28 protein-coding genes are annotated in these 26,284 nt (G+C 72.4%); 13 read left to right on the top strand and 15 right to left on the bottom strand.

Annotated elements, in window-relative coordinates; all coding sequences use genetic code 11:
- The 9 genes from OUY22_RS06535 to OUY22_RS06495 all read left to right on the top strand — a co-directional run.
- On the top strand, nt 1–754 hold a 754-nt coding region (locus OUY22_RS06535; protein ID WP_270153873.1), incomplete at its 5' end, for a 2-oxo acid dehydrogenase subunit E2.
- Nucleotides 755–887: 133 nt separating this feature from the next.
- Nucleotides 888–1,781, top strand: a complete 894-nt coding sequence (locus tag OUY22_RS06530) for a TIGR01777 family oxidoreductase (RefSeq protein WP_270153872.1) — start codon at nt 888–890, stop codon at nt 1,779–1,781.
- A gap of 31 nt (nt 1,782–1,812) precedes the next feature.
- On the top strand, nt 1,813–2,550 hold the full coding sequence (locus OUY22_RS06525) for a Type 1 glutamine amidotransferase-like domain-containing protein (protein ID WP_270153871.1): 738 nt from the start codon (nt 1,813–1,815) through the stop codon (nt 2,548–2,550).
- Between the two features lie 38 nt (nt 2,551–2,588).
- Nucleotides 2,589–3,281 carry a lipoyl(octanoyl) transferase LipB gene (gene lipB, locus OUY22_RS06520; protein WP_270153870.1) on the top strand — a complete coding sequence of 231 codons (693 nt, stop codon included), beginning with the start codon at nt 2,589–2,591 and terminating at the stop codon, nt 3,279–3,281.
- Nucleotides 3,282–3,330: 49 nt separating this feature from the next.
- A complete protein-coding gene (locus OUY22_RS06515) occupies nt 3,331–4,287 on the top strand; it encodes a hypothetical protein (RefSeq protein WP_270153869.1) in 957 nt (318 codons plus the stop codon).
- Between the two features lie 48 nt (nt 4,288–4,335).
- Nucleotides 4,336–5,265, top strand: a complete 930-nt coding sequence (gene lipA, locus OUY22_RS06510) for a lipoyl synthase (RefSeq protein WP_270153868.1) — start codon at nt 4,336–4,338, stop codon at nt 5,263–5,265.
- 162 nt (nt 5,266–5,427) lie between these two features.
- Entirely contained in the window at nt 5,428–7,842 is a 2,415-nt protein-coding gene (locus OUY22_RS06505) for a beta-glucosidase H (RefSeq protein ID WP_270153867.1), read from the top strand.
- A gap of 144 nt (nt 7,843–7,986) precedes the next feature.
- Nucleotides 7,987–8,667: a DUF4191 domain-containing protein gene (locus OUY22_RS06500; protein ID WP_270153866.1), complete on the top strand. Its 681-nt coding sequence runs from the start codon at nt 7,987–7,989 to the stop codon at nt 8,665–8,667.
- Nucleotides 8,667–9,431, top strand: coding sequence for a class I SAM-dependent methyltransferase (locus OUY22_RS06495; protein WP_270153865.1), 765 nt, complete (start codon nt 8,667–8,669; stop codon nt 9,429–9,431). Before OUY22_RS06500 ends, OUY22_RS06495 begins: the two co-directional genes overlap by 1 nt.
- On the opposite strand, the gene OUY22_RS06490 is transcribed toward OUY22_RS06495, so the two are convergent.
- The 3 genes from OUY22_RS06490 to OUY22_RS06480 are packed head-to-tail and all read right to left on the bottom strand — an operon-like array spanning nt 9,412 to nt 11,465.
- Nucleotides 9,412–10,368, bottom strand: coding sequence for a hypothetical protein (locus OUY22_RS06490; RefSeq protein ID WP_270153864.1), 957 nt, complete (start codon nt 10,366–10,368; stop codon nt 9,412–9,414). The two genes, OUY22_RS06495 and OUY22_RS06490, sit on opposite strands and share 20 nt — an antisense overlap.
- Nucleotides 10,349–10,954 carry a TetR/AcrR family transcriptional regulator gene (locus OUY22_RS06485; RefSeq protein ID WP_270153863.1) on the bottom strand — a complete coding sequence of 202 codons (606 nt, stop codon included), beginning with the start codon at nt 10,952–10,954 and terminating at the stop codon, nt 10,349–10,351. The genes OUY22_RS06490 and OUY22_RS06485 overlap by 20 nt, the downstream gene beginning before the upstream one ends.
- 49 nt (nt 10,955–11,003) lie before the next feature.
- Entirely contained in the window at nt 11,004–11,465 is a 462-nt protein-coding gene (locus tag OUY22_RS06480) for an RDD family protein (RefSeq protein WP_270153862.1), read from the bottom strand.
- 89 nt (nt 11,466–11,554) lie between these two features.
- Here OUY22_RS06480 and OUY22_RS06475 point away from each other — a divergent pair, with 89 nt between their 5' ends.
- On the top strand, nt 11,555–11,854 hold the full coding sequence (locus tag OUY22_RS06475; RefSeq protein ID WP_270153861.1) for a hypothetical protein: 300 nt from the start codon (nt 11,555–11,557) through the stop codon (nt 11,852–11,854).
- A gap of 85 nt (nt 11,855–11,939) precedes the next feature.
- Nucleotides 11,940–13,364 carry a type I glutamate--ammonia ligase gene (gene glnA / locus OUY22_RS06470; protein WP_270153860.1) on the top strand — a complete coding sequence of 475 codons (1,425 nt, stop codon included), beginning with the start codon at nt 11,940–11,942 and terminating at the stop codon, nt 13,362–13,364.
- Between the two features lie 25 nt (nt 13,365–13,389).
- Here the strand turns inward: glnA and OUY22_RS06465 are convergent, their stop codons facing one another.
- The 10 genes from OUY22_RS06465 to OUY22_RS06420 all read right to left on the bottom strand — a co-directional run bounded on the left by OUY22_RS06465 (nt 13,390) and on the right by OUY22_RS06420 (nt 23,621).
- Entirely contained in the window at nt 13,390–13,968 is a 579-nt protein-coding gene (locus OUY22_RS06465; RefSeq protein WP_270153859.1) for a hypothetical protein, read from the bottom strand.
- 186 nt (nt 13,969–14,154) lie between these two features.
- Nucleotides 14,155–14,436, bottom strand: coding sequence for a hypothetical protein (locus OUY22_RS06460; RefSeq protein WP_270153858.1), 282 nt, complete (start codon nt 14,434–14,436; stop codon nt 14,155–14,157).
- A 160-nt stretch (nt 14,437–14,596) separates the two neighbouring features.
- Nucleotides 14,597–14,866: an SDR family oxidoreductase gene (locus tag OUY22_RS06455; RefSeq protein WP_270153875.1), complete on the bottom strand. Its 270-nt coding sequence runs from the start codon at nt 14,864–14,866 to the stop codon at nt 14,597–14,599.
- A 19-nt stretch (nt 14,867–14,885) separates the two neighbouring features.
- Nucleotides 14,886–15,674, bottom strand: a complete 789-nt coding sequence (locus OUY22_RS06450) for an SDR family NAD(P)-dependent oxidoreductase (protein WP_270153857.1) — start codon at nt 15,672–15,674, stop codon at nt 14,886–14,888.
- 36 nt (nt 15,675–15,710) lie between these two features.
- Nucleotides 15,711–16,280 carry a GNAT family N-acetyltransferase gene (locus OUY22_RS06445; RefSeq protein WP_270153856.1) on the bottom strand — a complete coding sequence of 190 codons (570 nt, stop codon included), beginning with the start codon at nt 16,278–16,280 and terminating at the stop codon, nt 15,711–15,713.
- Nucleotides 16,281–16,290: 10 nt separating this feature from the next.
- Nucleotides 16,291–17,340, bottom strand: coding sequence for a hypothetical protein (locus OUY22_RS06440; RefSeq protein WP_270153855.1), 1,050 nt, complete (start codon nt 17,338–17,340; stop codon nt 16,291–16,293).
- Between the two features lie 57 nt (nt 17,341–17,397).
- Nucleotides 17,398–20,337, bottom strand: coding sequence for a bifunctional [glutamine synthetase] adenylyltransferase/[glutamine synthetase]-adenylyl-L-tyrosine phosphorylase (locus tag OUY22_RS06435; RefSeq protein WP_270153854.1), 2,940 nt, complete (start codon nt 20,335–20,337; stop codon nt 17,398–17,400).
- A gap of 153 nt (nt 20,338–20,490) precedes the next feature.
- Nucleotides 20,491–21,180, bottom strand: coding sequence for a type 1 glutamine amidotransferase (locus OUY22_RS06430; protein WP_270153853.1), 690 nt, complete (start codon nt 21,178–21,180; stop codon nt 20,491–20,493).
- Nucleotides 21,181–21,243: 63 nt separating this feature from the next.
- Nucleotides 21,244–21,960: a PaaI family thioesterase gene (locus OUY22_RS06425; protein WP_270153852.1), complete on the bottom strand. Its 717-nt coding sequence runs from the start codon at nt 21,958–21,960 to the stop codon at nt 21,244–21,246.
- 299 nt (nt 21,961–22,259) lie between these two features.
- Nucleotides 22,260–23,621 carry a glutamine synthetase family protein gene (locus OUY22_RS06420; protein ID WP_270153851.1) on the bottom strand — a complete coding sequence of 454 codons (1,362 nt, stop codon included), beginning with the start codon at nt 23,619–23,621 and terminating at the stop codon, nt 22,260–22,262.
- Nucleotides 23,622–23,772: 151 nt separating this feature from the next.
- Between OUY22_RS06420 and OUY22_RS06415 the strand changes: the two genes are divergently transcribed.
- A complete protein-coding gene (locus tag OUY22_RS06415; protein ID WP_270153850.1) occupies nt 23,773–24,318 on the top strand; it encodes an EF-hand domain-containing protein in 546 nt (181 codons plus the stop codon).
- A gap of 8 nt (nt 24,319–24,326) precedes the next feature.
- On the top strand, nt 24,327–25,307 hold the full coding sequence (locus OUY22_RS06410) for a terpene synthase family protein (RefSeq protein WP_270153849.1): 981 nt from the start codon (nt 24,327–24,329) through the stop codon (nt 25,305–25,307).
- Here OUY22_RS06410 and OUY22_RS06405 read toward each other — a convergent pair.
- Together OUY22_RS06405 and OUY22_RS06400 are read right to left on the bottom strand one after the other, a co-directional pair.
- Nucleotides 25,247–25,804 (bottom strand): helix-turn-helix domain-containing protein, encoded by a 558-nt coding sequence (locus OUY22_RS06405; RefSeq protein ID WP_270153848.1) that lies wholly within the window; start codon nt 25,802–25,804, stop codon nt 25,247–25,249. The genes OUY22_RS06410 and OUY22_RS06405 overlap by 61 nt on opposite strands.
- A complete protein-coding gene (locus OUY22_RS06400; protein ID WP_270153847.1) occupies nt 25,732–26,046 on the bottom strand; it encodes a hypothetical protein in 315 nt (104 codons plus the stop codon). Before OUY22_RS06400 ends, OUY22_RS06405 begins: the two co-directional genes overlap by 73 nt.
- Nucleotides 26,047–26,284 lie beyond the last annotated feature (238 nt).

Below are 26,284 nucleotides of genomic sequence, written 5' to 3'. Positions count from 1 at the left end.
CACGCCCGACCAGGTCGAGGTCGACACCACGCTGCGCGGCCGCACCGAGAAGATGACGCGGCTGCGCCAGACGATGTCCAAGCGCCTGGTCGAGTCGCTGCAGACGGCGGCCCAGCTCACCACCGTCGTCGAGGTCGACGTGACCAAGGTGGCGCGGCTGCGGGCGCAGGCCAAGGACGAGTTCTTCCGCCGTGAGGGCGTCAAGCTGTCCTTCATGCCGTTCTTCGAGATGGCCGCGATCGAGGCGCTCAAGCAGCACCCGAAGCTCAACGCGACGATCAACAACGAGACCATGGAGGTCACGTACTTCGACGTCGAGCACCTGGCCATCGCGGTCGACACCGAGCGCGGCCTGATCGCGGCGGTCATCAAGAACGCCGGCGACCTCAACCTCGCCGGGCTGGCCCGCAAGACGGCCGACCTGGCCGAGCGGACCCGCGCCAACAAGGTGACCCCTGACGAGATCACCGGCGGCACGTTCACGCTGACCAACACCGGCAGCCGCGGCGCCCTGTTCGACACGCCGATCCTGAACCAGCCGCAGGTCGGCATGCTCGGCACCGGCGCCGTGGTCAAGCGGCCCGTCGTGGTCGACACGCCCGAGGGCGAGGTCATCGCGGTCCGGTCGATGGTCTACCTGGCGCTGACCTACGACCACCGCCTGGTCGACGGCGCCGACGCCGCCCGCTTCCTGACGACGATCAAGCGCCGCCTGGAGGAGGGCCGCTTCGAGGCCCAGCTCGGCCTCGCGTAACGAGGATCGCCCTGGGAGGGGCCGGGCGCGCATGGGCGTCCCCGGCCCCTCCGCCGTTCCCCGGCGGGTCCAGGCCGCGGCGGCCGCTGGGCGGCGGACCACGGAACCGCACGGCAACGCGTAGGGTGGCCGTATGGCGATCATCGTGACCGGGGCGTCCGGGTTGCTCGGCGGGGCGCTGGTCGCCGCGCTGCGGGGTGCGGGTGAGCAGGTGGTCACTCTGGTGCGGCGCGAGCCCCGCGGCGGCGACGAGGCCCTCTGGCGGCCCGCCGAGGGGGTGCTGGACCCGGCCGTGCTGGACGGCGCGAGCGCCGTGGTGCACCTGGCCGGGGCGCCGATCGCCGGTCGGCGCTGGACCGCCGCGTACAAGCAGGAGCTGGTCCGCAGCCGCGTCGACAGCACGAGACTGCTGGTGCGGGCGATGCGCGAGGCGGGGACGCCGCCGGGCGTGCTGGTGTCGGCCTCGGGGATGGACTTCTACGGCGACACCGGCGACCGGGTCGTCGACGAGAGCGCCGGCGCGGGCCTCGGGTTCCTGGCGGAGCTGTGCGTGCGGTGGGAGGCGGAGGCGGCGGCCGCGGAGGAGTTCGGGGCGCGGGTGGCGCTGCTGCGCACCTCGATGGCGCTGAGCCGGCGCGGCGGCCCGCTCGGGCGGATGCTCCCGATCTTCAAGGCGGGCCTCGGCGCCCCGCTCGGCTCGGGCAGGCAGTACTGGTCGTGGATCAGCGAGCCCGACTGGGTAGGCGCCGTGCGGCACATCCTGGCCACGCCCGATGTGACGGGGCCGGTCAACATGGCCTCGCCCGCGCCGGTCACCAACGCCGTCTTCACCCGGACGCTCGGCCAGGTCCTGGGCCGGCCGACGGTGCCCATGCCGGTGCCGCGGCTCGCGCTGTCGCTCGGGCTCGGCGAGCTCGCCGGCGCCGGGCTGCTGCCCAGCCACCGCCTGCGGCCGGGGAAGCTGCTGGACACCGGCTACGAGTTCGCCCATGGCGACCTCGCGGACGCGCTCCGCGCCGTACTGTAGTGAGCTGTTCTTACTTCGCTGGGGAGATCGCATGACCAGGTCGGGCCAGTCCCACATTCTCGCGATCGGGGGCGGCTCCTTCCGTCCCAGCGGCCGCTATGGCTTCGTCGAGGCGAGCCCGCTGCTGCGTTACGGCCTGGACCTGACCGGTCAGGACCGTCCGAAGCTGGGTCTGCTCGCCACCGCGACCGGCGACAGCGCCGACTGGCTGCTGAAGATGTACGGCGCGTTCACCGGCTGGGACGTCGAGGTCAGTCACCTGACGGTGTTCCCGATGCCGAACGTCGAGGATCCCCTGGCCTGGATGCTCGACCAGGACATGATCTACGTCAGCGGCGGCAGCGTGGCCAACCTGATGGCGCTGTGGCGGCTGCACGGCCTCGACGAGGCGTTCGCGCAGGCGTGGCGGGCCGGGGTGGTGCTGTCGGGCCAGAGCGCGGGCGCGCTGTGCTGGCACGTCGGCGGCAACACCGACTCCTTCGGCCCCGAGCTGCGGGTGTGGGCCGACGGGCTGGGCCTGCTGCCCTACTCGTGCGGCGTGCACTACGACGCCGAGCCGCAGCGGCGGCCGCTGCTGCACGCGTCGGTGGCGAGCGGCGAGCTGCCCGGCGGCTACGCGGCCGACGAGGGCGTGGCGCTCCACTACGTCGGCACCGAGTTCATCCAGGCGGTCAGCTGCCGGCCCGAGGGCTACGCCTACCGTCTGGAGCACGACGGCGACAAGGGCGTCAAGGAGTTCAGGATCGAACCTCGATTGCTGGCTTCCTGAATTACCCTACAAGGGTGAGGGAACGGCACAATATACCCATGCGCCCCATCAGCGGGGTCGATCCCCACAGTCTTGCCGTCGTCCGCCTGGGCGTCGACGTTCCCTATGAGCAGGCGTGGTCACTCCAGCGCTGGGTGCACGGCAAGCGTGCCGCAGGCGAGCTCGGCGACACGCTGCTGATCCTGGAGCACGCGCCGGTCTACACGGCCGGCAAGCGGGCGGCCGCCCACGAGCGCCCCGCCGACGGCACCCCGGTCATCGACGTCGACCGGGGCGGGCGGGTCACCTGGCACGGTCCCGGCCAGCTCGTCGCCTACCCGATCGTCGCGGTCGGCGACGTCGTCGACTACGTGTGCCGGCTTGAGGAGACGATGATCCAGGTGTGCGCCGACTTCGGCGTCACCGCGAGGCGGGTCCGGGGACGGGCCGGGGTGTGGGCCGCCGGTGACGCCAGCCTGGGGCTGCCCGACCGGCAGCTCGGCGCGGTGGGCATCCGGGTCACGCGCGGGGTGTCGATGCACGGGTTCGCGCTCAACTGCGCGAACGACCCCCGGTGGTTCAACCGGATCGTGCCGTGCGGGCTGCCGGACGTGGGCGTCTCCACGCTGTCGGCGGAGACGGGCCGGCGCATCGTGGCCGAGGAGGTCATGCCGATCGCGGAGAAGCGCCTGGCGGAGGCGCTCGGCCGTGAGCCGTTCGACCTCCACGAGGAGGATCTGCTGCGCCGCTGACCGTTCCGGGGCCCTCCTCGGCACGGGTGCGCCCGTCTATGCTCGGTCTGTGAGACGCGCGGCCGCCTTACTCCTCGCCCTTGTGGTCCACGCCATGACGCTCGGCTTCCTCGTGCTGGGCGTGTGGACGATCGTGGTCAACGCCGAGTTCGTCTTCGGCTGGCTGATCGGCGGCGTGCTGATCGGCATCGGGTGGCTGCTGCGGCCGCGGCCGGACCGCCTGCCCGCCGACGCCGAGGTGCTCGACCGCGCCGAGGCCGCCGAGCTGTACGGGACGGCCGAGCGGGTCGCGGTCCGGATGGGGATCAGGCCGCCGGAGCTGGTGGCGGTCAGGGATCTGGCGACCCGGTCCACGTACCAGAAGGTCGGGTTCAGGCGCACGCCGGTGCTGGTGCTGGGCCTGCCGGCGTGGCTGGCGCTGACGCCGAGGCAGCGGGTGACCCTGCTGGCGCTGACGTACGCGAGCGAGCCGACCGGCCACGACCTGCTCGTGGAGGGCGCGCTGTCGACGCTGGGCGAGTGGCGGCAGGCGCTGCTGGGCTCGGCGCCGCTGCGGGCGCGCGACGAGGCCCGTACCAAGATCACCAGTTCGCTGGGATCGCTCGACACCCCCGACACCACCTACGAGCTGGCGGGGACGGTCGGCCGGCTGGTCGGCCGCGTGCTGGGAGCGCCGGTGCTGCTGGTGGAGTTCGCGCTGACCCGGCTGGCCCGCTCGGGCGGCGCGCGGGCGCGCGAGCGCAGGCTGGGGGCGGCGAAGGCGGTCACCCCCGAGGAGGTGGCGGAGCTGGAGGAGCTGCTCTCCGGAGGCCGCTACCTGGCGCCGATGCAGGCGGCCGTGCTGCGCGGTGAGAGCGTGCCCGCCATCAGGCACGGGGCGCTGTCCCGCGCCGCCCGGCCGGGCTCGGCGATCCCACTGCTGGGTGACGCGGAGTCGGGGCGCATCGACGACGAGCTGCTCGGCCACTACACCCGCGCGGTGCGGGGATTCGGGCTGATCTCCTGATCCGTCCCCTGGCGAGGGCCACCGGGGCGGGAGACGTAAGCTGGCAGGGTGACCGTTGCTCCTGAAGGCCGAAAGCTCCTCCGCCTGGAGGTGCGCAACGCCGAGACCCCTATCGAGCGCAAGCCCCCGTGGATCAAGACCAAGCTGAAGACGGGCCCCGAATACACCGAGCTGAAATCGCTCGTGCGCCGCGAGGGCCTGCACACGGTCTGTGAAGAGGCGGGCTGCCCCAACATCTACGAGTGCTGGGAGGACCGCGAGGCGACGTTCCTCATCGGCGGCGACCAGTGCACCCGCCGCTGCGACTTCTGCCAGATCGACACCGGCAAGCCCAAGGAGTACGACCGCGACGAGCCGCGCCGGGTGGCCGAGTCCGTCCAGCAGATGGGCCTGCGCTACGCGACCGTGACCGGCGTGGCCCGCGACGACCTGCCCGACGGCGGCGCCTGGCTCTACGCCGAGACCGCGCGGCAGATCCACGCGATGGTGCCCGGCTGCGGCGTCGAGCTGCTCGTGCCCGACTTCAACGGCGACCGCGGCCAGCTGGAGGAGGTCTTCTCCAGCAAGCCCGAGGTGTTCGCCCACAACGTCGAGACCGTGCCGCGCATCTTCAAGCGGATCCGGCCCGCGTTCCGCTACGAGCGCTCGCTGGAGGTGATCACGACGGCGCGTGAGGCGGGGCTGGTGACCAAGTCCAACCTCATCCTCGGGCTGGGCGAGACCCGCGAGGAGGTGCTGGAGGCGATGCGCGACCTCCACTCCGCCGGCACCGACCTGCTCACCATCACCCAGTACCTGCGGCCGACGCCCCGGCACCACCCGGTCGAGCGCTGGGTCAAGCCGGAGGAGTTCGTGGAGCTGCAGGCCGAGGCCGAGGCGATCGGCTTCGCCGGCGTGCTGTCCGGCCCGCTGGTCCGCTCGTCCTACCGGGCGGGCAGGCTCTACCAGCAGGCGATCGCCGCCCGCCAGACGGCCTGACGTCCTCACCGTGAGCCCCGGGGGCATCGCCTCGGGGCTCACGCGTCCCGCCGCCGCGCTGGGGCCGTCGCACGCCGTCTCCCCCGGTGCGCTGGTGCCGGAGCTGCTGGAGTTCTTCACGGCGGGGTGACCTTGGGGACGCGGGTCCCCGACACTGTGATCGTGAACTACGACGACGTGATCAGCGGGCTGGACCTGCGGACGAAAGTCAGGATGGTGACCGGCGCCTCCATGTGGGCGCTGCACCCGATTCCGGAGATCGGCCTGGACCGGCTGGTGATGAGCGACGGGCCGATCGGCGTGCGCGGCGAGCGGTGGAGCGCCGTCAGCCCGTCGATCGCGCTGCCCAGCCCCACCGCGATGGCCGCCACCTGGGACGTGGAGCTGGTGCGCCGGGTGGGCGGGCTGCTCGCCCAGGAGGCCCGGCGCAAGGGCGTGCACGTGCTGCTCGCGCCGACGGTCAACCTGCACCGCTCGCCGCTGGGCGGGCGGCACTTCGAGTGCTTCTCGGAGGATCCGTACCTGACGGGCGAGGTGGCGGCGGCCTACGTGGTGGGCGTGCAGGAGCGCGGGGTGGCGACCACGCCCAAGCACTTCGTGGCCAACGACTCCGAGACCGACCGGTTCACGGTCAGCGTGGAGGTGGCCGGGCGGACGCTGCGGGAGCTGTACCTGCGGCCGTTCGAGCGGGTCGTCCAGGCGGGCGCGTGGGGCGTCATGACGGCCTACAACGCCGTCGGCGGCACCACCATGAGCGAGCACGCGGAGCTGGTGCACGGGGTGCTCAAAGGCGAGTGGGGGTTCGACGGGCTGGTGGTGTCCGACTGGACGGCGGTGCGCTCCACGGAGGCCGCCGCGCTGGGCGGCACCGACGTGGCCATGCCGGGCCCCCACGGGCCCTGGGGCGACAAGCTCGAGGCGGCGGTGCGCGCCGGGCGGGTGCCGGAGTCGCTGATCGACGACCGGGTGCGCCGCATCCTGCGCCTGGCGGAACGCACCGGCGCGCTGCACCCGCCGGCCTCCGCACCTGCCGGCCCCACCCCGCCCTCCTCCTCCGGCGGGCCTTCCGCGGTCGGCGGGCACGCCGAGGTGGACGGGGTGGCCCTGGCGCGCGAGGTGGCCGTACGGAGCTTCACCCTGCTGAAGAACGACGGGCCGCTGCTTCCGCTGTCCGGTGTCCGGTCCGTCGCGCTGATCGGGGCGGCGGCCAGGGAGGCCAGGGTGATGGGCGGCGGCAGCGCGCAGGTGTTCCCTGACCGCGTCGTCTCCCCGCTGGACGGCCTGCGCGGGCGCGCCGACGTCGAGGTCCGGTACGCGCTCGGCACCGACCCGCGCGTCCGCCTGGCCCCGCTGGCGGTGCCGGCCACGGCCGTCTTCCTGGACGCCGGGGGCGAGGTCCTGGCCGAGCAGCCGCTGCCCGCGGCCGAGGGGCGCTGGATCGGCGAGACGCCGCCCGGCGTGGACCCCGACCGGCTGGCGGCGGTCCTGCTGCGGGCCGCGTACACGCCTCGGACCAGCGGGCGGCACGAGCTGTCGGTGGCGGGCGCGGGCGCGTACACGCTGGCGGTGGACGGCCGGGTCGTGATCGACGCGACGCTCGCCCCGGACGGCGGCGACCCGGCCGCGCTGCTGTCCCCGCCGGAGCGGCGGGTGGCCGTCGACCTGGCGGCGGGCGTCACGTACGAGTTGGAGGTGCGGCATCCGACGGCCGGGTTCCAGGGGCTGGTGTTCGTCGTGTGCGCGCTCGGCCACGCCGAGCCGTCGCCCGGTGAGGACGAGCTGTTCGCCGAGGCGGTGCGGGTGGCGGCGGACAGCGACGTGGCCGTGGTGGTGGCCGCGACCACGCCGGAGGTGGAGAGCGAGGGGTTCGACCGGAAGGACCTCAGGCTGCCGGGGCGGCAGGACGAGCTGATCGCCGCGGTCGCCGCCGCCAACCCGCGCACGGTGGTGGTGGTGAACGCCGGTTCGCCGGTGGAGATGCCGTGGCTGGACGCGGTGGCGGCGGTCCTGCTCACCTGGTTCCCCGGTCAGGAGGCGGGCTCGGCGCTGGCGGCGGTGCTGTTCGGCGACGAGGAGCCCGGCGGGCGGCTGCCGACGACGTGGCCGGCCCGGCTGGCCGACGCGCCGGTGGTGGACGTGACCCCGGCCGGCGGCGTGCTCGCCTATGACGAGGGGCCGTTCATCGGCTACCGGGCGTGGGAGCGGAGCGGGCGCGCGCCGGCCTTCTGGTTCGGGCACGGGCTCGGCTACACGACCTGGTCCTACGACGCGATCAGCGTGGGGGACGGGTCGGTGACCGTGCGCGTCACCAACACCGGCGGGCGGCGCGGCCGCGAGGTCGTGCAGGTCTACGCCGCCCCGGTCACGCCCGACCCGGAGCGTCCGGCCCGGTGGCTGGCCGGGTTCGCGGTGGTGGAGGCCGATCCCGGTCAGAGCGTGGCCGCCGAGGTCGTCGTGCCCGCTCGCGCGTACGAGATCTGGGACGGCGGCGGGTGGCGGGTCGCGCGCGGGGAGTATCTGCTGGAGGCCGCCCGCCACTACGGCGACCGGAGGCTGTCGGTGACGGTCGAGCTCTGAGAACGGTCGAGCTCTGAGAACGGTCGAGCGCTGAGAACGGCCGAGCATTGAAAATCGCCATTCGGCGGGGCGAACGCGGACGCGGCGGGCATCAGGGGCCGCCGCGTTCTCGTTCCTGTCCGGTTCGTTTGTATCCTTCCTTCCATGGCGAAGTCCGAGGGTCAAGAGAAGCCGGGGCGCATCAAGCAGCTCCGCATGATCGCGCAGATCATCAAGCAGTCCAACCCCAAGGGGATGCCGATCGTCTTCCTCTCGGCGGTCGGCACGCTGGCTGTCGTGGTCGTGATCGGGCTCGTCACCGGCTATCTGTGGTATTCGGTCTTTCTGGGCATCCTGCTGGCGTTCACCGTCGGCCTGGTGGTGTTCGGGCAGCTCGCCCAGAGGGCTCAATATTCCCTGCTGCACGGCCAGGTCGGCGCCGCCGCCGCCGTGCTGCAGGGCATGCGCGGCAACTGGCAGGTCACCCCCGCCATCGCGGTCAACCGGGACCAGGACCTGGTCCACATGGTCGTCGGCTACCCCGGCGTGATCCTGGTCTCCGAGGGGCCGGGCAACCGCACGGCCCGCATGCTCGCGGCCGAGAAGAAGCGCCTGGCCCGCGCGGTGCTGGGCGTGGAGATCTACGACGTGCAGTGCGGTGACGGCGAGGGCCAGGTGCCCCTGGCCAAGCTGCAGCGCCACATCATGAAGCTGCCGCGCAACCTGAAGAAGCCCGCGGTCAACGAGGTCAAGGACCGCCTGCGCTCCCTGCCGAAGAACATGCCGCTGCCCAAGGGGCCGATGCCCAAGGGCGCCCGCATGCCGCGCGGCCCCAAGATGCGCTAGTGCCGTCGCGGTCGTCGCGGGCCAACCGCGGCTGGTGGGACGGCAACGCCGACGACTACCAGGCCGAGCACGGCCCGTTCCTGCGCGACACCGGCTTCGTCTGGTGCCCGGAGGGCCTCGACGAGGCCGAGGCCCGGCTGCTCGGCGAGGTGCGCGGGCGTGACGTGCTGGAGATCGGCTGCGGGGCGGCGCAGTGCGCCCGCTGGCTGGTGACCCAGGGCGCCCGGGTGGCCGCCTTCGACCTGTCTCGCGGCCAGTTGCTGCACGCGCGCCGCATCGACGAGGAGACCGGCGTGCGGGTGCCGGTGGTCCAGGCCGACGCCGAGGCGCTGCCGTTCGCGCCGGAGAGCTTCGACGCGGCCTGCTCGGCGTTCGGGGCGCTGCCGTTCGTGGCCGACGCGGCGGCGGTCTTCGGCGAGGTGCGCCGGGTGCTGCGGCCGGGCGGCCGGTTCGTGTTCTCGGTCAGCCATCCGATCCGGTGGGCGTTTCCCGACGACCCGGGCCCGCGCGGGCTGACCTCCGACCGCTCCTACTTCGACCGCACGCCGTACGAGGAGCGCGACGAGCACGGCGAGCTCTCCTACGTCGAGCACCACCGCACCATGGGCGACTGGATGAGCCTGCTGGCCGCCTCCGGGCTCGCCGTCACCGGGCTGGTGGAGCCGGAGTGGCCGCAGGGGCACGAGCGGGTGTGGGGCGGCTGGAGCCCGCTGCGGGGCCGTCAGCTGCCCGGCACCGCCATCTTCAGCTGCGCGCGTATCTAGCCGCCATGGCGTGGAAGGCCGCCTTCGGCTCCCAGCGGGTCTCGTCGAGCATCCGGACCACTCCGTACGAGCCGAGGTCGGCGGCGCCGATCCTGGTGTAGCCGGCGAAGGTGAACCACAGCGCGGTCTCGACGCCCTCCTCCTCGAAGACGTCGAGCAGCTCGTTCAGGTAGCGGACCTGCTCGTCCTCGTCGGGGACCGCGCCGTCGGGCACCAGGTAGGCCGAGCCGCCCTGCTCGCCGGCGCCCCGGTAGGCGCAGGTGCCGAACTCGGTGACGGCCACCGGCTTGCCGTGCCGGAAGTGGGCGCGCAGTTCGTCGCGGAAGGTCCCGGCGTTGTAGGCGGCGCGGTAGGCGTCCACGCCGACCACGTCGAACGGCGTCCAGTCGATGAACTCCCAGGGCGCGGCGGCGTAGGTGAGCCTGCCGCCGAACAGCGGCCGGACCGTCTCGGCCACCTCGGTCAGATAGGCGTCCAGCCTCTTCATGATCGGCGGGATCTCGGACCGCCACCACTCCGGCGGGGCGGTGGTCAGGACGCCCAGGCGCTCGCCGTACGAGGGTCCCGGCATGAAGCCGGGCAGGAAGGCGCTGGCCTCGCAGCCCGCCACGAACACCACCTCGGCGCCGCCCGCGCGCAGGCCGTCGGCGTGCCGGGCGCACTCGGCCAGCATCGGCAGGGTCTCCTCGGGCGTGACGTCGACGGGGAACGGCGCGTACCAGACCTCCAGGCCGGCCGCTGCGGCCTCCTCGGCGGCGACGGCGAGCCGGGCGGGGTCGCCGCCGGAGACGCGCACGGCCTGGCAGTGCAGCTCGCCGGCGATCACCCGGAGCTCGCGGCGCGCGGTGTCGCGGTCGAAGGCCGGGCGGGTGAGGTGGGAGCCGGGCAGGAAGCCGGTGTCGTAGTTGATGCCTTTTTCATGATCTATTACCGCCAATGCCGTCGCGTAGTTGGTCGAAGGCGAACTCCACGTCGCCGGCGAACAGCCGGCTCGCCTCCTCCAGGGGAGTCCCGGACGCCAGCCGCTGGAAGAACGCCTCCTGGACAGTGGTGATGGCGGCGGTGATCTGGGCGGCCATGAGCCGCGCCGCCGTCTCGCCGCCCGCGGAGTCCCGCAGCGCGGCGGCCAGTTCGTGGCGCTGCCCCATGCTCGCCTGGTGCAGCCCGGCCATGAGCACCGGCGTGGCCGCGATGATCCGGACCTGGGCCGGCATCCGGCCGACGTCGCCGGGGCCGTGCGCGGCCGTCGCGAGGTAGTGCTCGCGCAGGGCGTCAAGAGGGGCCTGGCCGGGCCGCCGCCGGGTCACGATCGACGCGATGTCGTCATGGATCCCGTCGAGGACCAGGCAGTCCTTCGTGGGGAAGTAGTTGAACAGGGTCACCTTGGCGACCCCGGCCGCCTCGGCGATCTCGCCGACCGTCACCGCGTCGTACCCGCGCCGCGCGAACAACTCCAGCGCCACACCGGCGATGCGCCGCCGGGTCTCCTCTTTCTTGCGCTCGCGCAGACCCGCCATCATCATGACGGCAGCTTAACCGTACTCAGTACAAAAATGAACCCAGTACGGTTTTTTACATGCGGACGACCATGGTGTTCGACACCCGGTCGTGCAGCCCGCGGTTGTCGCGGTCGAACAGGAGCGCCGGCAGCGCCAGCACGAGCAGGAGCGTGCGGACCAGCACGGGGAACCAGCGCGGGTCGCCGCCGTCCATCGCCGCCACCCGGATGCCGGCCAGCCGATGGCCGAACGTCTGGCCCATCACGCCGACCAGCACCACGTACTGCGCCGCGAACACCAGCGCGGGCACCCACGGCTGCTCCGCCGGGTTCATCCTGAGCAGCAGCTGCGTGATGGCCCACGTGCAGATCATCCAGTCGATGACCAGGGCGGCGATCCTGCGCCCCCAGCCGGAGATGGCGCCGCTGCCCTCCTCGGGCAGCCCGAGGCGCTCCCCCGGGTAACCGAGATCGACCCCGGCGGCCCGGAGCCCGCCCAGCCAGGTCTGCGTCCACCGCGGCTCGTTCCTGCTCATGACTCAAAGGTATCCGCCGGTAGGGGCGGTCGGGATCGTGACCCGGCCGCGCTTCCGCGACGCGGGTGCGGCGATCCATGATGGAGGTCATGCCGTACGGGGACGACTTGGACGCGCGCTTCCAGGAACTGGTGGCGCAGTTCAGCGAGGAGGAGCGGCGCAGGCTGAGCGCCGCGGCGAGCAAGGGCGCGCGCCCGCGACGGCGGCGGCGCGCCGGGCGGGTCCGCTACGCGGTCGCCGCCGTGCTGGCGGTCGTCGTGGCCGCCCTGCTGATCGTCGTCTTCCGTCCCGGCATGGTCTCCCCCGCCCACGAACCTCCCGCCGAGCCCGCCTCCCCGGTCCTGCGCGCCCTCGCCTCCGGCGCGTCCGGAGACGCGAACACTGCGTAACACGTGCGAAACAATCGAGACACCGTACGGAAACGGCCGCGCCGTACGTTCACGGGTGATAGCCCGTCCCCAGGGAGGTTCGAGAGTGTTCAACTCCGCCGACGACGTCCTGAAGTTCATCAGGGACGAAGGGGTGCAGTTCGTCGATGTCAGGTTCACCGACCTGCCGGGGACGACGCACCACTTCACCTTCCCTGTGGAGAACTTCGGCGCGAGCGTCTTCTCTGACGGCCTGATGTTCGACGGCTCGTCGATCCGCGGCTTCCAGGCGATCCACGAGTCCGACATGCTGCTCCTGCCGGACCCGTCGTCCGCCGTAGTCGACCCGTTCCGCCAGCACAAGACGCTCAACATCAACTTCTTCGTGCACGACCCGCTGACGGGTGAGGCCTACAGCCGCGACCCGCGCAACGTCGCCCGCAAGGCCGAGGAGTACCTCAAGGGCACCGGCATCGCCGACACGGTCTACTTCGGGCCCGAGGCCGAGTTCTACATCTTCGACGACGTCCGTTTCGAGACGAAGCAGAACGCCGGCTACTACTACATCGACTCCATCGAGGGCGCCTGGAACACCGGCAAGGCCACCGAGGGCGGCAACCTCGGCTACAAGCCGCGTTACAAGGGCGGCTACTTCCCGGTGCCGCCGATGGACCACTTCACCGACCTGCGTTCAGAGATGGTCCGCAACCTCATCGAGTGTGGCATCGAGGTCGAGATGCAGCACCACGAGGTGGGCACGGCCGGCCAGGCCGAGATCGACTTCAAGTTCGGCACGCTGCTCAAGACGGCCGACCAGCTGATGCTCTACAAGTACATCATCAAGAGCACGGCCATGGAGTACGGCCACACCGTCACCTTCATGCCCAAGCCGATCTTCGGGGACAACGGCTCCGGCATGCACTGCCACCAGTCGCTGTGGAAGGACGGCTCGCCGCTCTTCTACGACGAGGTCGGCTACGCGGGCCTGTCCGACACCGCCCGCTACTACATCGGCGGCCTGCTCAAGCACGCCCCGTCGCTGCTGGCCTTCACCAACCCGACGGTCAACTCCTACCACCGCCTGGTCCCGGGCTACGAGGCCCCGGTCAACCTGGTCTACTCGCAGCGCAACCGCTCGGCCTGCGTCCGCATCCCGATCACGGGCTCCAACCCGAAGGCCAAGCGCATCGAGTTCCGGGTCCCCGACCCGTCCTGCAACCCGTACTTCGCCTTCTCGGCCATGCTGATGGCCGGCATCGACGGCATCCGCAACAAGATCGAGCCGCCGGAGCCCGTCGACAAGGACCTGTACGAGCTGCCGCCGGAGGAGGCCCGCCAGGTCCCGCAGGTGCCGGGCTCGCTCCCCGAGGTGCTCAACGCCCTGGAGGCGGACCACGACTACCTGCTCGAAGGCGGCGTCTTCACACCCGACCTGATCGAGACGTGGATCTCCTACAAGCGCGAGAACGAGGTCGACCCGATCCGGCTGCGCCCGCACCCGCACGAGTTCGAGCTCTACTACGACGTGTGATCGCGTAGCTGTGTGATCAGGACGGCTACCGTCCTGGGGCACGCGCACTCTGAGGAAGGCCATCGGCCGCCCCGTTCAGGGCACGGCCGATGGCCTTTCGCATGTGAATGATCGCGCGGGACGCCGGCGCGGCAGGCGTCGCCCGTAGAGAGGCGCTCGGCAGGCGGTTCGACCAGGTAGAGCTCGTCGCGGCCCAGGACACGTCACACTTGACGGTTCCGCAGGTATTTCTCTGGATCTCGAAAGTACTGAAAAGCGTCACTCGTGGCCTTGACGACAACCGGGTCCGCGGGGAGCGCGGGCCATATCTGAAGGTAATGGTCATCGACCGCGTCGGCTGTGCCCTCCAGCCGATCTCCACGACGTCTTCGTAAGCGGCGAGATCTGCCCCGGGATCCCGGTCGGCAATGGTCACGGTGAAGTTGGCCGGGCCCCACTGGTGGGTGATGCGAAGGTTGGCGCACCCTTGCTCGACCTCGATGAGCGCGATGGACTGAGCCGGTGTATCGGCATATCCGCCAGGTTCCTTGTCCAGCAGATAGGCGATACCACAATTCTGAACTTCGACCGTCAGACGTACGGTGCAGGTCTCGTTGTCGCTCATCAAGGGAAGCGTAAACGCCGCCACCGACATGGAGTCCCCGCGAGTTGGTCCTGCGCGAGGCCGTGATCGACTCTGTCGGTGAACCGCAGGTTCGTCGCGCGGTTTCTCCGTCCGGACGGCGCGCCGTGACACACGTCGGCGACCTGGGGGCTCCCCCGCCAGGCCGCCGACAGCGCTCAGAGTGTCTTACCAACCCCGATAGCGGTTCCAGTGCGGCCAGTGGTGGTGGTGCCGGTGGCCGTAGCGGTTCTGCCAGAAGTCATGGTGCCTGTGCCGGTAGCCGTGACGGTGGTTCCTGAAGCCGTAGTTGTTCCAGGAGGGGTGGACGTTGTGGTGCCAGGAGCGGCCCCAGTTACGGTCGTCGCGCGGGTCGTGGGTCGTCGTCGCGGACGCGGCGGGCGTGAGAGTGAAGAGCAGCGCCGCGGTGGCGAGCAGGCCGCCGGCGACACTCGCAGTTTTGATGCGCACGGTATCTCCTGTCAGACAGTTGATGGCTACTGATCGTGTGCACCTGAATACATCCCGTGTTGTCGCGCCGGGGAAACCTGTCCTGTGTGATTGGGCATGGGACGGGTCAGAGGCGGCTCCTGGATGAGCTCCCGCGCCCGGACTTCGGTGACGTACGGGGTCAGACCTGCTTGAGGAAGCCCGCGTCCACGGCGAGGTCGGCGCCGGTCGTGGCGGCCGAGCGGGGCGAGGCCAGCAGGACGATCGCGTCGGCGACCTCCTGCGGGTCGACCAGTCGCGGGATCGACAGGTTCATCAGCTCCGGCGCCACCCGGTCCAGCACGGCGTCGCGGTCGGCGCCCGTCCGCGCGGAGAGGATGTCGGCCGCGCCGCCCTCCTCGGTCCACCACGCCGTGCGCACCGGACCCGGGGAGACCGTGTTGACGCGGATGCCGGACCGCGCTTCCGGCTCAGAGGCCGTAGCGGCCGAGCACGTCCCGGCCGCGGCCGGTGAGGAACTTGCGGGCCATCCGGCCGGTGGTGAGCCAGGCGATGACCTCGCCGTTCGCGGTGCTGGCCAGCATCCTGCCGACCAGGTACGGCGCGACCTCCTCGACGTGGTCGCCCAGGATGTTGAGGATCTTGCGGTGCTCGGCCACCTGCTCGGGTGCGGCGGCGGCCTCCCGCAGCCAGCCCTCGGTGATGAGGATGCCGGGGCTGACCTGCCCGACCCGTACGCCGGTGCCGGCGACCTCCTTGGCCAGCGCCCGGGTGAAGGAGTCGAGGCCCCGCTTGGTCGCCGAGTAGACGCCCATGCCGGGCCGGACCCGGCCGTCGCTGCCGCCGCCGAGGATGTTGAACACCTGCCCGCCGCCCCGCGCCAGCATGCCGCGCACGGCGACCTGGGAGCCGTAGACGGTGCCCAGCATGTTGGTGGTGACCATCACGCGGACGTCGTCGGCCGTGGTCTCGGTGATGGGGCGGGTGGTGTTGGCGACCCCGGCGTTGTTGATCCATAGATCGACGCCGCCCAGCGCGTCCACCGCGAAGTCCCACAGCTGCTCGACCTGCTCGGCGTCGCTCACGTCCACGGCGCGGCCGTGCACCCTCTGGCCCTCGGGGCGCAGGCGCTCAACGGCCTCGTCCACCGCCGCCTGGCTGCGGCCCGACACGACGACGGAGTGCCCGCGCCTGACCAGCTCGCGCGCGAGCGCGAAGCCGAGCCCTCTGGTGCTGCCGGTGACGACCGCCTTGCGCATGGCCACTCCCTGGAGGGTGGGGAACCGGCGTTGATCTTACGCCTCGCCCCCGTCCCCGGATACCCCGACCCGCGGCATCTGAGCCTTGGTGATCCGGTAGAGGACGTGCGGCCGGAGCGGGTGGTCCTCCGGGAGCAGGCTGTGGAGGAAGTCGTCGGCCGGGTCGCGGGTCATGCCGAGGCGCCGCATCACCGCCTGGGAGCGCACGTTCAGCACGGCCGTCATCGACACGATCTCCTCCGATCCGGCCTCGCCGAAGCCGTACGCGAGGGCCCGGCGGCCCGCCTCGGTGGCGTAGCCGTGTCCCCACGCCTCGCGGGCCAGCCGCCAGCCGACCTCGACGGCGGGCGTGAACGGCGCCTCGAACGTCTGCAGGGCCAGCCCGGCGAACCCGATGAACCGGCCGGTCTCCCGTACCTCCAGCGCCCACAGCCCGTATCCGTGCTCGTCGAACCGCTGCTCGCTCCGGTCGGCGAAGGCGTCGCTCTCGGCCCGGGTCAGCGGGGCGGGGAAGTGCTCCATCACCTGGGGGTCGGCGTTGAGCGCGGCGAACGGCTCCCGGTCGCTCTCCCGCCACCGGCGCATGATCAGCCGTTCGGTCTCCATGCGCCGCACCCTAACGCCGGGAGCGCATGCCGGTGATCCGGCGCAGCACGTCCCACCAGAACGGCGCCCCGAACATCAGCGCCACGTACGTCAGCAGGAAACCGGGCCAGTGGCTGGGCGTGGTGAGACGCTCCCACCAGGCGGCGCCGTTCCAGTGGAAGGACGGCTCGCCCTCGGCCGGGACGGCCATGCTGACGACCGCGTTGTCCAGGACCTTGACCAGCGCCGGCCGGCTGAGCGCGTCGGTGATGCACGACACCGGATCGCACTCCTCCAGCACCTCCCTGACCGAGTCAACGCCCCCGTCGGTGACGGCCGCGACGGCGGCGCGGTAGGCGTTGTCGCGCAGCAGCGTCTTGCCGTACTCCAGCCCGTCGACGGTGAACAGCAGCGTCACCATCAGCGCGAGCAGCGCCAGCACCCACTTCACGTACCGCTTGTAGAGCATCGACAGCCGTTGCATCTCGCTGTCGAACCACTGCTCCACGCCCTGCCGGAACCGGTCGAGGTCGCGTTGGGCGGACTCCCACACGCCCTTCAGGTGGCCGTGGAGCGGGCTGCCGGTGGCCTTGAGCTTGTCCAGCAGCCCTTCGACGCCGCCGGGCTCGGTCGCGGCCAGCTCCATCAGCGCCCCGGCGAACCGTCCCGGCGGCAGGTTGGCGATGCTGGTGCGGCCCCGGGTGGGGTGGTCGATCTCCCGTACGCGCTCGTACAGCAGGTGCGTGAGACCGTCCGGAGCCGCCTCGGCGGGAGCGGCGGGCGGCTCGTCGGATGAGGCGGGCAGCGGGGCGGGGACCGCGGGGGCGGGCTGGTTCTCGTGCGCGGGGCGCGGGTCACGGGCGAACGGCAGCGCGGCGAACACGTCGCGGATGCCCGAGGGGAGCCAGGAGCCGCCCTTCGGCGCGTCGCCGTCGAGCGTGTCGCGCAGGTAGGCCCACAGGAACTTGCTGCGGATGGCCAGCAGCCGCACTATGGCCTCGTTCAGCCCGCTGACGAGCAGAGACAGCAGCAGGAAGGCCAGCACGAGGCCGAGCGCCAGGTCGATGTAAGCGGATAACACAACCGATCACCCCGCGCTTTGATACACCCTGCGCCGCGACGCCGCAACGGGATCGGCTCAGCCGTCGTAGAAGACGCGGTCGACGACCCGGCGGGCGCGGCGGGTGACCCGGCGGTAGTCGTCGAGGAAGTCCTCCGAGCCGTCGGGCGGGTAGCCGAGGGCGCGGGCGAGGTGGCGGCGCTCGCGGGCTCCGGTGGGGACGCTGTCGCCGGGCCGCCCCTTGACCAGCATGATCGCGTCCCTGACGCCGGAGGCGCACCGCCACGCCTCGGCCAGCACGGCCTCGTCGGCGGGGTCGAGCAGCCCTTCGACGACGGCGGCGCGCAGCGCCTCCAGGGTGCGGGTCGTGCGCAGGGAGGGCCGCTCGCCGGCGTGGCGCAGCTGCAGCAGCTGCGCCACCCACTCGACGTCGGACAGGCCGCCGCGGCCCAGCTTGGTGTGCAGGGCGGGGTCGGCGCCGCGCGGCAGCCGCTCGGCCTCCATGCGGGCCTTGAGCCGCCTGATCTGCCGTACGGCGTCGTCGGAGATGCCGCCGGCCGGGTAGCGCAGCTCGTCCACCATGGCGGCGAACGCGGCCCCCAGCCCCGCGTCACCGGCGGAGAACCTGGCCCGCAGCAGCGCCTGCGACTCCCAGGGAGACGACCAGCGGGCGTAGTAGGCGCGGTAGGAGGCGAGGGTGCGGACCAGCGGCCCCTGCCTGCCCTCGGGCCGCAGGTCGGGGTCGATGAGCAGCGGCGGGTCCGGCGCGGGCAGGGCGAGCAGCCGGCGCACCTCGTTGGCCACGGCGAAGGCGGCGTCGGTGGCGTCCCGCTCGGCGGCGCCCTCCACCGGGTCGTGCACGAACATCACGTCGGCGTCGCTGGCGTAGGAGGACTCCATGCCGCCGAGCCGGCCCATGGCGATGATCGCGAACCGGGTGGGCAGCTCGCCGCGCCGCTCGGCCGACACCTTGGCGATGGCGGCGTCGAGCGCGGCCTGGAGGGTGACGTCGTTCAGGGTGGACAGCGCCACCCCGACCCGTTCGATGTCGATCAGGCCGGACAGGTCGGCCACGGCGGTGCGGAACAGCTCGCGGCGGCGCAGCGCGCGGACGGCGGCCACCGCCGTCTCCGCCTCGTCGGTGTAGCGGGACACGGCGGCCGACGCCTCGCCGAGCAGCGCCTGCGCCGGGCGGACGGCCAGGTCGTCGTCGCCGCCGAGCATCGCCACGGCCTCGGGGGCGTGCATGAGCAGCTGGGTGGCGTACCGGCTGGTGCCCAGGACGTGGGCCATGCGCTGAGCCACGGCAGTCTCGTCGCGCAGCAACCGCAGGTACCAGGGGGTGGCGCCGAGCTTCTCGCTCACCTGGCGGAAGCCGAGCAGCGCGGCGTCCGGGTCGGGCGTGTCGGCGAACCAGCCGAGCATGACCGGCAGCAGCGTCCGCTGGATGGCCGCGCGCCGGGACACGCCGCTGGCGAGGGCGGCGATGTGGCGCAGCGCGCCCTGCGGGTCGACGTAGCCGAGCGCGCCCAGGCGGGCCTCCGCGGCGGAGGCCGACAGCCGCGTCTCGGTCTCCGGCAGGCGGGCCACGGCCTGCAGCAGCGGCCGGTAGAACAGCTTCTCGTGCAGCCGCCTGGCCTGGCCGGCGTGCCGCTTCCACCGGGTGGTGAACTCGCCGACCGGGTCGGTCTGCATGCCCAGCGCGCGGCCGAGCCTGCGCAGGTCGGCCGGGTCCTCCGGCAGCACGTGGGTGCGGCGCAGCCGGTGAAGCTGGAGCAGGTGCTCCACCCGGCGCAGGAACGTGTAGGCCTCGGCCAGGCCGCGCGAGTCGTCGCGCCCGACGTACCCGCCGCGTGACAGGGCGGCCAGCGCGGACAGCGTGGCGCGGCGGCGCAGCAGCGGGTCGAGCCGGCCGTGCACGAGCTGCAGCAGCTGCACCGCGAACTCGATGTCGCGCAGCCCGCCGGGGCCCAGCTTGATCTCCCGCTCCCCCTCCGCCCGCACGTGCGCCTCCACGCGGCGGCGCATGGCCTGCACGTCCTCGACGAAGTTGTCGCGGGTGGCGGCGGACCAGACCAGCTCGTTGACCGCGCCGACGTACTCCTCGCCCAGCTCCGGGTCCCCGGCGACCGGGCGGGCCTTGAGCAGCGCCTGGAACTCCCACGTCTTGGCCCAGCGCCGGTAGTAGGCCAGGTGGCTGGCGAGCGTGCGGACCAGCGGCCCGGAACGGCCCTCGGGGCGCAGCCCGGCGTCCACCTCCCACAGCGACCCCTCGGCGGTGGCGGCCGAGCAGGCGCGCATCATCGCCTGCGCCAGCCGGGTCGCGGCGCGCAGCGCCTTGGTCTCGTCGGCGCCCTCGCGCGGCTCGGCGACGAAGATGACGTCGACGTCGCTGATGTAGTTGAGCTCCCTGGCGCCGCACTTGCCCATGCCGATCACGGCCAGCCGGGCGTCGCCGGACCCGACCTCGGTACGGGCGATCGCCAGGGCTGCCTCCAGGGCGGCGCCGGCCAGGTCGGACAGCTCGGCGGTGACCTCCTGGAGCGTGGCCAGGCCGGCGAGGTCGCGGGCGGCCACGTGGGCGAGCCGGCCCCGGTAGGCGACCCGCAGGTCGACGAGCGCGGCGGAGCCGGTGGCGCGCGGCTCGGCGTCCCCGGGATCGGCGCCGACGGCGCGCAGCAGCTCCGCCCTCGCCTCGCCGAGGCCGGGCAGGGCCAGCCGGTCGAGCTGGTCGGGGTGGCGTACCAGGTGGTCTCCCAGGGCGGCGCTCACGCCGAACAGGGCGAGCGTCCGCTCCCGGAGCGTGGCGTCGGCGCGCAGCCGGTCGAGGGCGGCGGGCTCGCGCTCGGCGAGCCTGGTCAGGGAGGCCAGCGCCAGGTCGGGATCGGCGGCGCCGACGAGGGCTTCGAGCAGATCGCCCAGCTCCACCCCGGCCGTCTCGACCAGGCGGGCGGAGGTGGCGGCGTCGGCGAATCCGAGTTTGGCGAGACGGGCTGCGGTGGACTCGATCCTGGGCACCCCTCCAGTTTGACAGCCCTGGGCGGCACCCGGCTCTCTCACATCGCCGGGCGGGGCGCCGGGGGAAGGGGCGGGAGCGGCGGTCCGCGCCGGGCTCAGGGCCGGCGTGCGTCCGAGCGGCTCAGGTTCCGGGGGCGTCAGGTTCCGGGGGCGTCAGGTTCCGGGGGCGGAGGTGAGGGCGGTGGCGCGGACGACGGACGCGAAGGCGTGCACGACGGGGCGCCAGGTGGACTCCAGGGCGGGCGCCGCGGCCCGCACCTGCTCGTCGAGGTGCTCCAGGCCTGTCCCCGAGGTCCAGGAGGCGAAGATGTCCGGCGTGGCCTCGGGATGGAACTGGACCGCCCAGGCGGCCTCGCCCAGCCGGTAGGCCTGGTTCGGGTACGGGTCGCCGGTCATCAGCGGCACCGCGCCCTCGGGCAGGCGGGTCATCGCGTCCCGGTGGTACTGGACGGCGATCGCCCGCCCGACGCCCGCCAGCAGCCGGTCGGCGGAGGCCGCGGGCAGCGCGACGACCTCGCACGCCCCGACCTCCAGTCCGTCGGCGCCCCGCTCCACGGTGCCGCCGCAGGCCATGGTCAGGAGCTGGGCGCCGAGGCAGACGCCCAGCGTCGGGGTGCCGTCCTCGACGGCCCGCCGCAGCAGCTCCCTGGTGGCGGGCAGCCAGGGGAAGCGCTCGTCCTCCCACGCGGCGGCCTCGCCGCCCAGAACGATCAGCCCGTCCGCCGCCCGGCCGGGGATCTCCTCCCCCAGGTACGGCCGGACGACGTCGCAGGGCAGCCCCAGCCAATCGGCCAGGTAGCCGAGCGGGGCGGCGGCCTCGTGCTCGATCACCGTGATGCGCATGGCACCCAATGTAAAGCCCTCTATACCCCTACAAACCCGACATGAGGATCGAGGATGTCAAGGTCAACGAGGGGTGATCCAGGTGGCGTTGGCGGCGGCCACCAGGGTGCCGTCCACCTCGTAGATGGCGCTCTCGCCGAACCGCTTGCGGCCCTCGCGGCCGGTCGTGCGGGCCACCACGGAGTAGACGCCACCCGGGATCACCTTGCGGTGGAACTGCACCGCGAGCCGGCCCAGCAGCGCCGACTCGCCCGGCTTGAGGTGGGCCCAGCCGGTGACGCAGTCGAGCGCCGCGCCGACGACCGAGGGGGGCACGCCGTCCTCCTCGGCCACCGTGAACGGCACCCGCCATCCGGCCGCGACGAGGTCCTCGGCGCCCTGGACCGGTCCCGGGAAGATGCGCAGCCCGTCACCCGGCTCACGGAACCCGCAGGCGAAGCACTCGGGGAAGGCGTGGGCGCGGCGGCCGGGGAAGCCGGCCTCGGCCCGAGCGGCCTCGGTGAAGCGCACGAAAGGCGGCGCCTTGACGTCCTCGGCCACCGGGATGGCCTCGACGAGCGGCTTGTCGCCGTCGTAGAGGGAGACGGAGTTGGCCAGGTGTTCCAGCTTCAGCTCGGTGCCGAGGGGTGTCGGGGCGCGCAGCGTGACCTCGACCGCCGATCGTCCGCCGTTCAGCGCGTCTGTCAGGGTGCCGGCCAGCCAGCCGCCGTTGGCGCACTGGGCAGGCCCCCGGTAGCGTTCGGGAACGGTCAGTACGGTCTGCAGGGCAGCCGTCGTCATGCAACACCCTCCTATATCACCCTAAATCGGGCGAAGTCCTAAAACGTCATTCGGGATGGGCCGATAGTACTGGACCTGCTGATCAGTCACGCCCCGGGTCCCACACCCAGGGATAACACCACGAAACCCGCCGAAACTTCCCATCCACGACGAAGCCGTACGGGTGCCCGCACTCCCCGGAGGCAAACCCCCGGGATCAGTAAAGATACGGTCCGGACGTTGCGCCCAGGTGACTTCCGTGTACGAGTGACGTTGCTCACGCCGCCGCCCGACCGGCGGCGGCGCGGCGGCCCTCGATGCTAGAGGACGGGCAGGTAGCGGCCCAGCTCGAACTCGGTGACCGTGCGGCGGTAGTCGCGCCACTCCGCGCGCTTGTTGCGCAGGAAGAAGTCGAACACGTGCTCGCCGAGCGTCTCGGCGACCAGCTCGCTCCGCTCCATGACACTGATCGCCTCGTCGAGCGACTGCGGCAGCGGCTGGATGCCGAGGGCGCGCCGCTCGGCGCTGGTGAGGGTCCACACGTTGTCCTCGGCGGCCGGCGGCAGCTCGTAGCTCTCCTCGATGCCCTTGAGGCCGGCGGCCAGGATCAGCGCGAAGGCGAGGTACGGGTTGCAGGCCGAGTCGAGCGACCGGAACTCGATGCGGGTCGAGCCGCCCTTGTGCGGCTTGTACATGGGCACCCGGACCAGGGCCGAGCGGTTGTTGTGGCCCCAGCAGACGTAGGAGGGGGCCTCGCCGCCCTGCCCGGCGATGGCCTCGGCGCCGCCCCACAGCCGCTTGTAGGAGTTGACCCACTGGTTGGTGATGGCGGTGATCTCGGCGGCGTGCCTGAGCAGGCCGGCGATGAACGAGCGGCCCACCTTGGACAGCTGGTAGTCGGCGCCGGGCTCATGGAAGGCGTTGCGGTCGCCCTCGAACAGCGACATGTGGGTGTGCATGCCGGAGCCGGGGTGCTCGGTGAACGGCTTGGGCATGAACGAGGCCCAGATGCCCTGCTCCAGCGCCACCTCCTTCATGACCAGGCGGAAGGTCATGATGTTGTCGGCGGTGGTGAGCGCGTCGGCGTACCGCAGGTCGATCTCCTGCTGGCCGGGGGCGCCCTCGTGGTGGCTGAACTCCACCGAGATGCCCATCGACTCCAGCATCATGATCGCCTGACGCCGGAAGTCGTGGCCGGAGCTGTGGGGGGTGTGGTCGAAGTAGCTGCCGGAGTCGATCGGCTCGGGCCGCCGGCCCTCCTCGGGCCGGTTCTTCAGCAGGAAGAACTCGATCTCCGGGTGGGTGTAGAAGGTGAAGCCCATGTCGGCGCACCTGGCGAGCGTGCGCTTGAGCACCCAGCGCGGGTCGGCGTGCGACGGGGAGCCGTCGGGCATGAGGATGTCGCAGAAGATGCGCCCGGCGCCGGGCGTCTCGCTGCGCCACGGCAGGATCTGGAACGTCGACGGGTCGGGCTTGGCGAGCATGTCGGACTCGTAGACCCGGGCGAACCCCTCGATCGCGGAGCCGTCGAAGCCGATGCCCTCGGCGAACGCGCCTTCCAGCTCGGCCGGCGCGATGGCGACGGACTTGAGGAAGCCGAGCACGTCGGTGAACCAGAGCCGGATGAACCGGATGTCGCGTTCCTCGAGCGTGCGGAGCACGAACTCCTGCTGGCGGTCCACGGCGTCCCCTCATGATGACAGTACAGGTCTCCTATCAGGATGCCGTGTCCGTGTTTCGCACACGTTACGAGGGGTGCCGGTGCGAGCCTCACTGACAAAGGGCGCGGCCGGACTTAATGTGATCACGCAGTCAGTCTCGGGGGAGGCATTGGTGGCTATCGACCTGCTCAATCACAAGCTCGATCGGGCCTTCGACCACATCGACGCGGCCGGGCGGGGCGTCGTGGACCGCGAGGACCTGCTGGGGCTGGGCGCCCGGATCCTGGTCGGGTTCGGGGAGTCCCCCACGTCGGTGACCGGCAGCGCCCTCGTCGAGGGCTTCGACCGCATCTGGGCGGAGCTGACGGCCGCGCTCGGCCGCGACGAGGACGCCGACCTGTCCCGTGAGGACTTCCGGCTCGGCATGACGGCCGCGTTCGTCAAGGGCGACCGGTACGAACCGGTCTTCCACCCGGCGGTGGTGGCGACGGCCGCCCTGTGCGACCGCGGCGCGGACGGCTACGTGGGGCCGCAGGAGTTCCGTACGCTGCTGGCCGCGTTCGGCACCGGCCACGACGACGCCGACGCCGCCTTCGACCGGCTCGACACGACGGGCAGGGGCGTGCTGACGGTGGACGAGCTGCTGGAGGCGGCCCGCGACTTCTACGCGGGCGAGGAGCCCGGAGCGCCCGGCAACTGGCTCTTCGGGCCCCTGTGAACACCGCGGTGAGCACGACCGTGATGGCTTCCGTACGGTCCGCGCTCCGTTCCGTCCTGCACTGGAAGCCGCTGCTGCCGCTGCCCCGCCGGGGCAGCAGGGCCGCCGCCGCGCTGCTGCCGCTGATCGAGCGGGTGCCGGCCATGGCGGCGCCGTGCCGGATGCACCCGGCCGTGTACGCGATCGAGGCGGCGGTGATCGACTGGGCGCGCCGGACAGGGCTGCGCGCCGATCCGGAGGTCGGCTTCCACCGGATGGCGGGGCGGGCGTTCGCCGAGTTCGACGCGGCGGCGGCGGCGCTGTTCGCGCAGTGGCTGACGTGGCTGTTCCACCTGGACGACGAGCTGGACGAGGGCCCGTGCCCGCTGGAGGTGTTCCAGGGGATGCTGGAGGGGTCGGCCGGCCATCCGCTGGAGGCGGCCTTCGCCGACCTGTGGCGGGTGACGAGCGCGCGGATGAGCGACCAGTGGCGCCGCCGGTTCGCGGTCAACCTGCAGCGCCAGCACTACGCCTGCCGCACCGAGGCCGACAACCGGGCGGCGGGCAGGGCGCCGACGCTGGCCGACTACCCGATGCTGCGCAGGGGCACGGTCGGCCCCTACCTGTACGACCTGGTGGAGCCGTGCCTGCGGGTGGAGGTGCCGGCCTGGGTGCACCGGTCAGAGCCGTGGCAGGAGCTGGTGAACTCCTGCAGCGACATCACCGCCTGGTGCAACGACGTGGCCTCCCGGCCGAAGGAGCACGGCGACGGCCACAACCTCGTCGTGATCGCGATGCGCGAGCTGGGCCTGGGCGAGCGCGACGCGGTCGGCTGGGTGCTCGACCGGATCGCCGAACGGTGCCGCGACATGAGCCGGGCGGCGCGGCGGCTGCCGCTGGACGACCTGGCTCCGGGCACGGCCAGGGACGTCAGCAAGGTGGCCTGCGCCTACCTCGCGGCGCCGCGGGCCCACCTCGACTGGTTGCTGGAGTCGTCCCGGTACGCCTGAGGCGCGCGGGCGAGGGCGTCGCCGGTGGCGGTGCGCCGGTAGACGACCTGCTTGCCGACCCGCATGCCGACGGCCAGGCCGCTGCCGCTGAGCACGGTCAGGTGCTGGCTGACCGCGCCGGGCGTCAGCGCTATGCGCCCGGCCAGCGCCGTGGTGGTGGTCGGCTCGGCCAGGGCGAGCAGGATCCGGGCGCGGCTGCGGCCGATGAGCGCGGCGAGCGCGCCGGGCGCGGGCGGCGGGCCCTGCTCCCACAGCGTGCCGACGCCGAGCACCGGATAGACGAGCATCGACTGGTAGGGGGCGGACATGACGGCCACCGACGGCCAGAAGAACGCGCTCGGCACCAGCACCAGGCCGTCGCCGTGGAGCGAGGCGTCGTCGTTGCACCAGGGCCGGTCGACCACGAGCTTGCCCGCGGACCAGGTCACGGCCGGGTCGAGCGAGGCGAACAGCTCGCGCGCGCCGCCGCCGGCGAGCTCCCGCGAACGGCGCAGCACGTCGCGTTCGAGCAGCGCGTGGACGCGCGGCCAGAACTCGCGGTCGGGGGCACCAGCGCGAGCAGCTCGTCCAGGTCGAGACCGGCCAGCCGGGGCCGCACGCAGGTGAGCCAGGGCAGGTGCAGGGCCTGCCTGGCCGGGTCCTGGAGCGTGCGCAGGCTCGCCACCAGCTCCCAAAGCGGCGAGAACGCGAACCGGATCCGGGCCACGTCCTCCGGCTTGAGCACCCAGGTCACTGCCATGCTTTTAGCATTTCCTAAATCGTTCGACCGGGTGTGCCAGGAGCCGGAACCTGTCCGGGTGACCACCACCGCCCCCGTGAAGCCGTCCTTCCTGCGCGCCGCCTTCGGCGGGCTGCCCCGGCCCTTCTGGGCCCTGTGGGGCGGCACGCTGGTCAACCGGCTGGGGACCATGGCGCTGCCGTTCACCGGCGTGTTCCTCACCCAGGCCCGCGGCCTGTCCGTGGCCGCTGGCGGCGGG

The sequence above is a fragment of the Nonomuraea corallina genome, assembly GCF_027620315.1.
Taxonomy (GTDB): Bacteria; Actinomycetota; Actinomycetes; order Streptosporangiales; family Streptosporangiaceae; genus Nonomuraea; species Nonomuraea corallina.
This window is presented reverse-complemented; position numbering and strand designations above follow the sequence as displayed.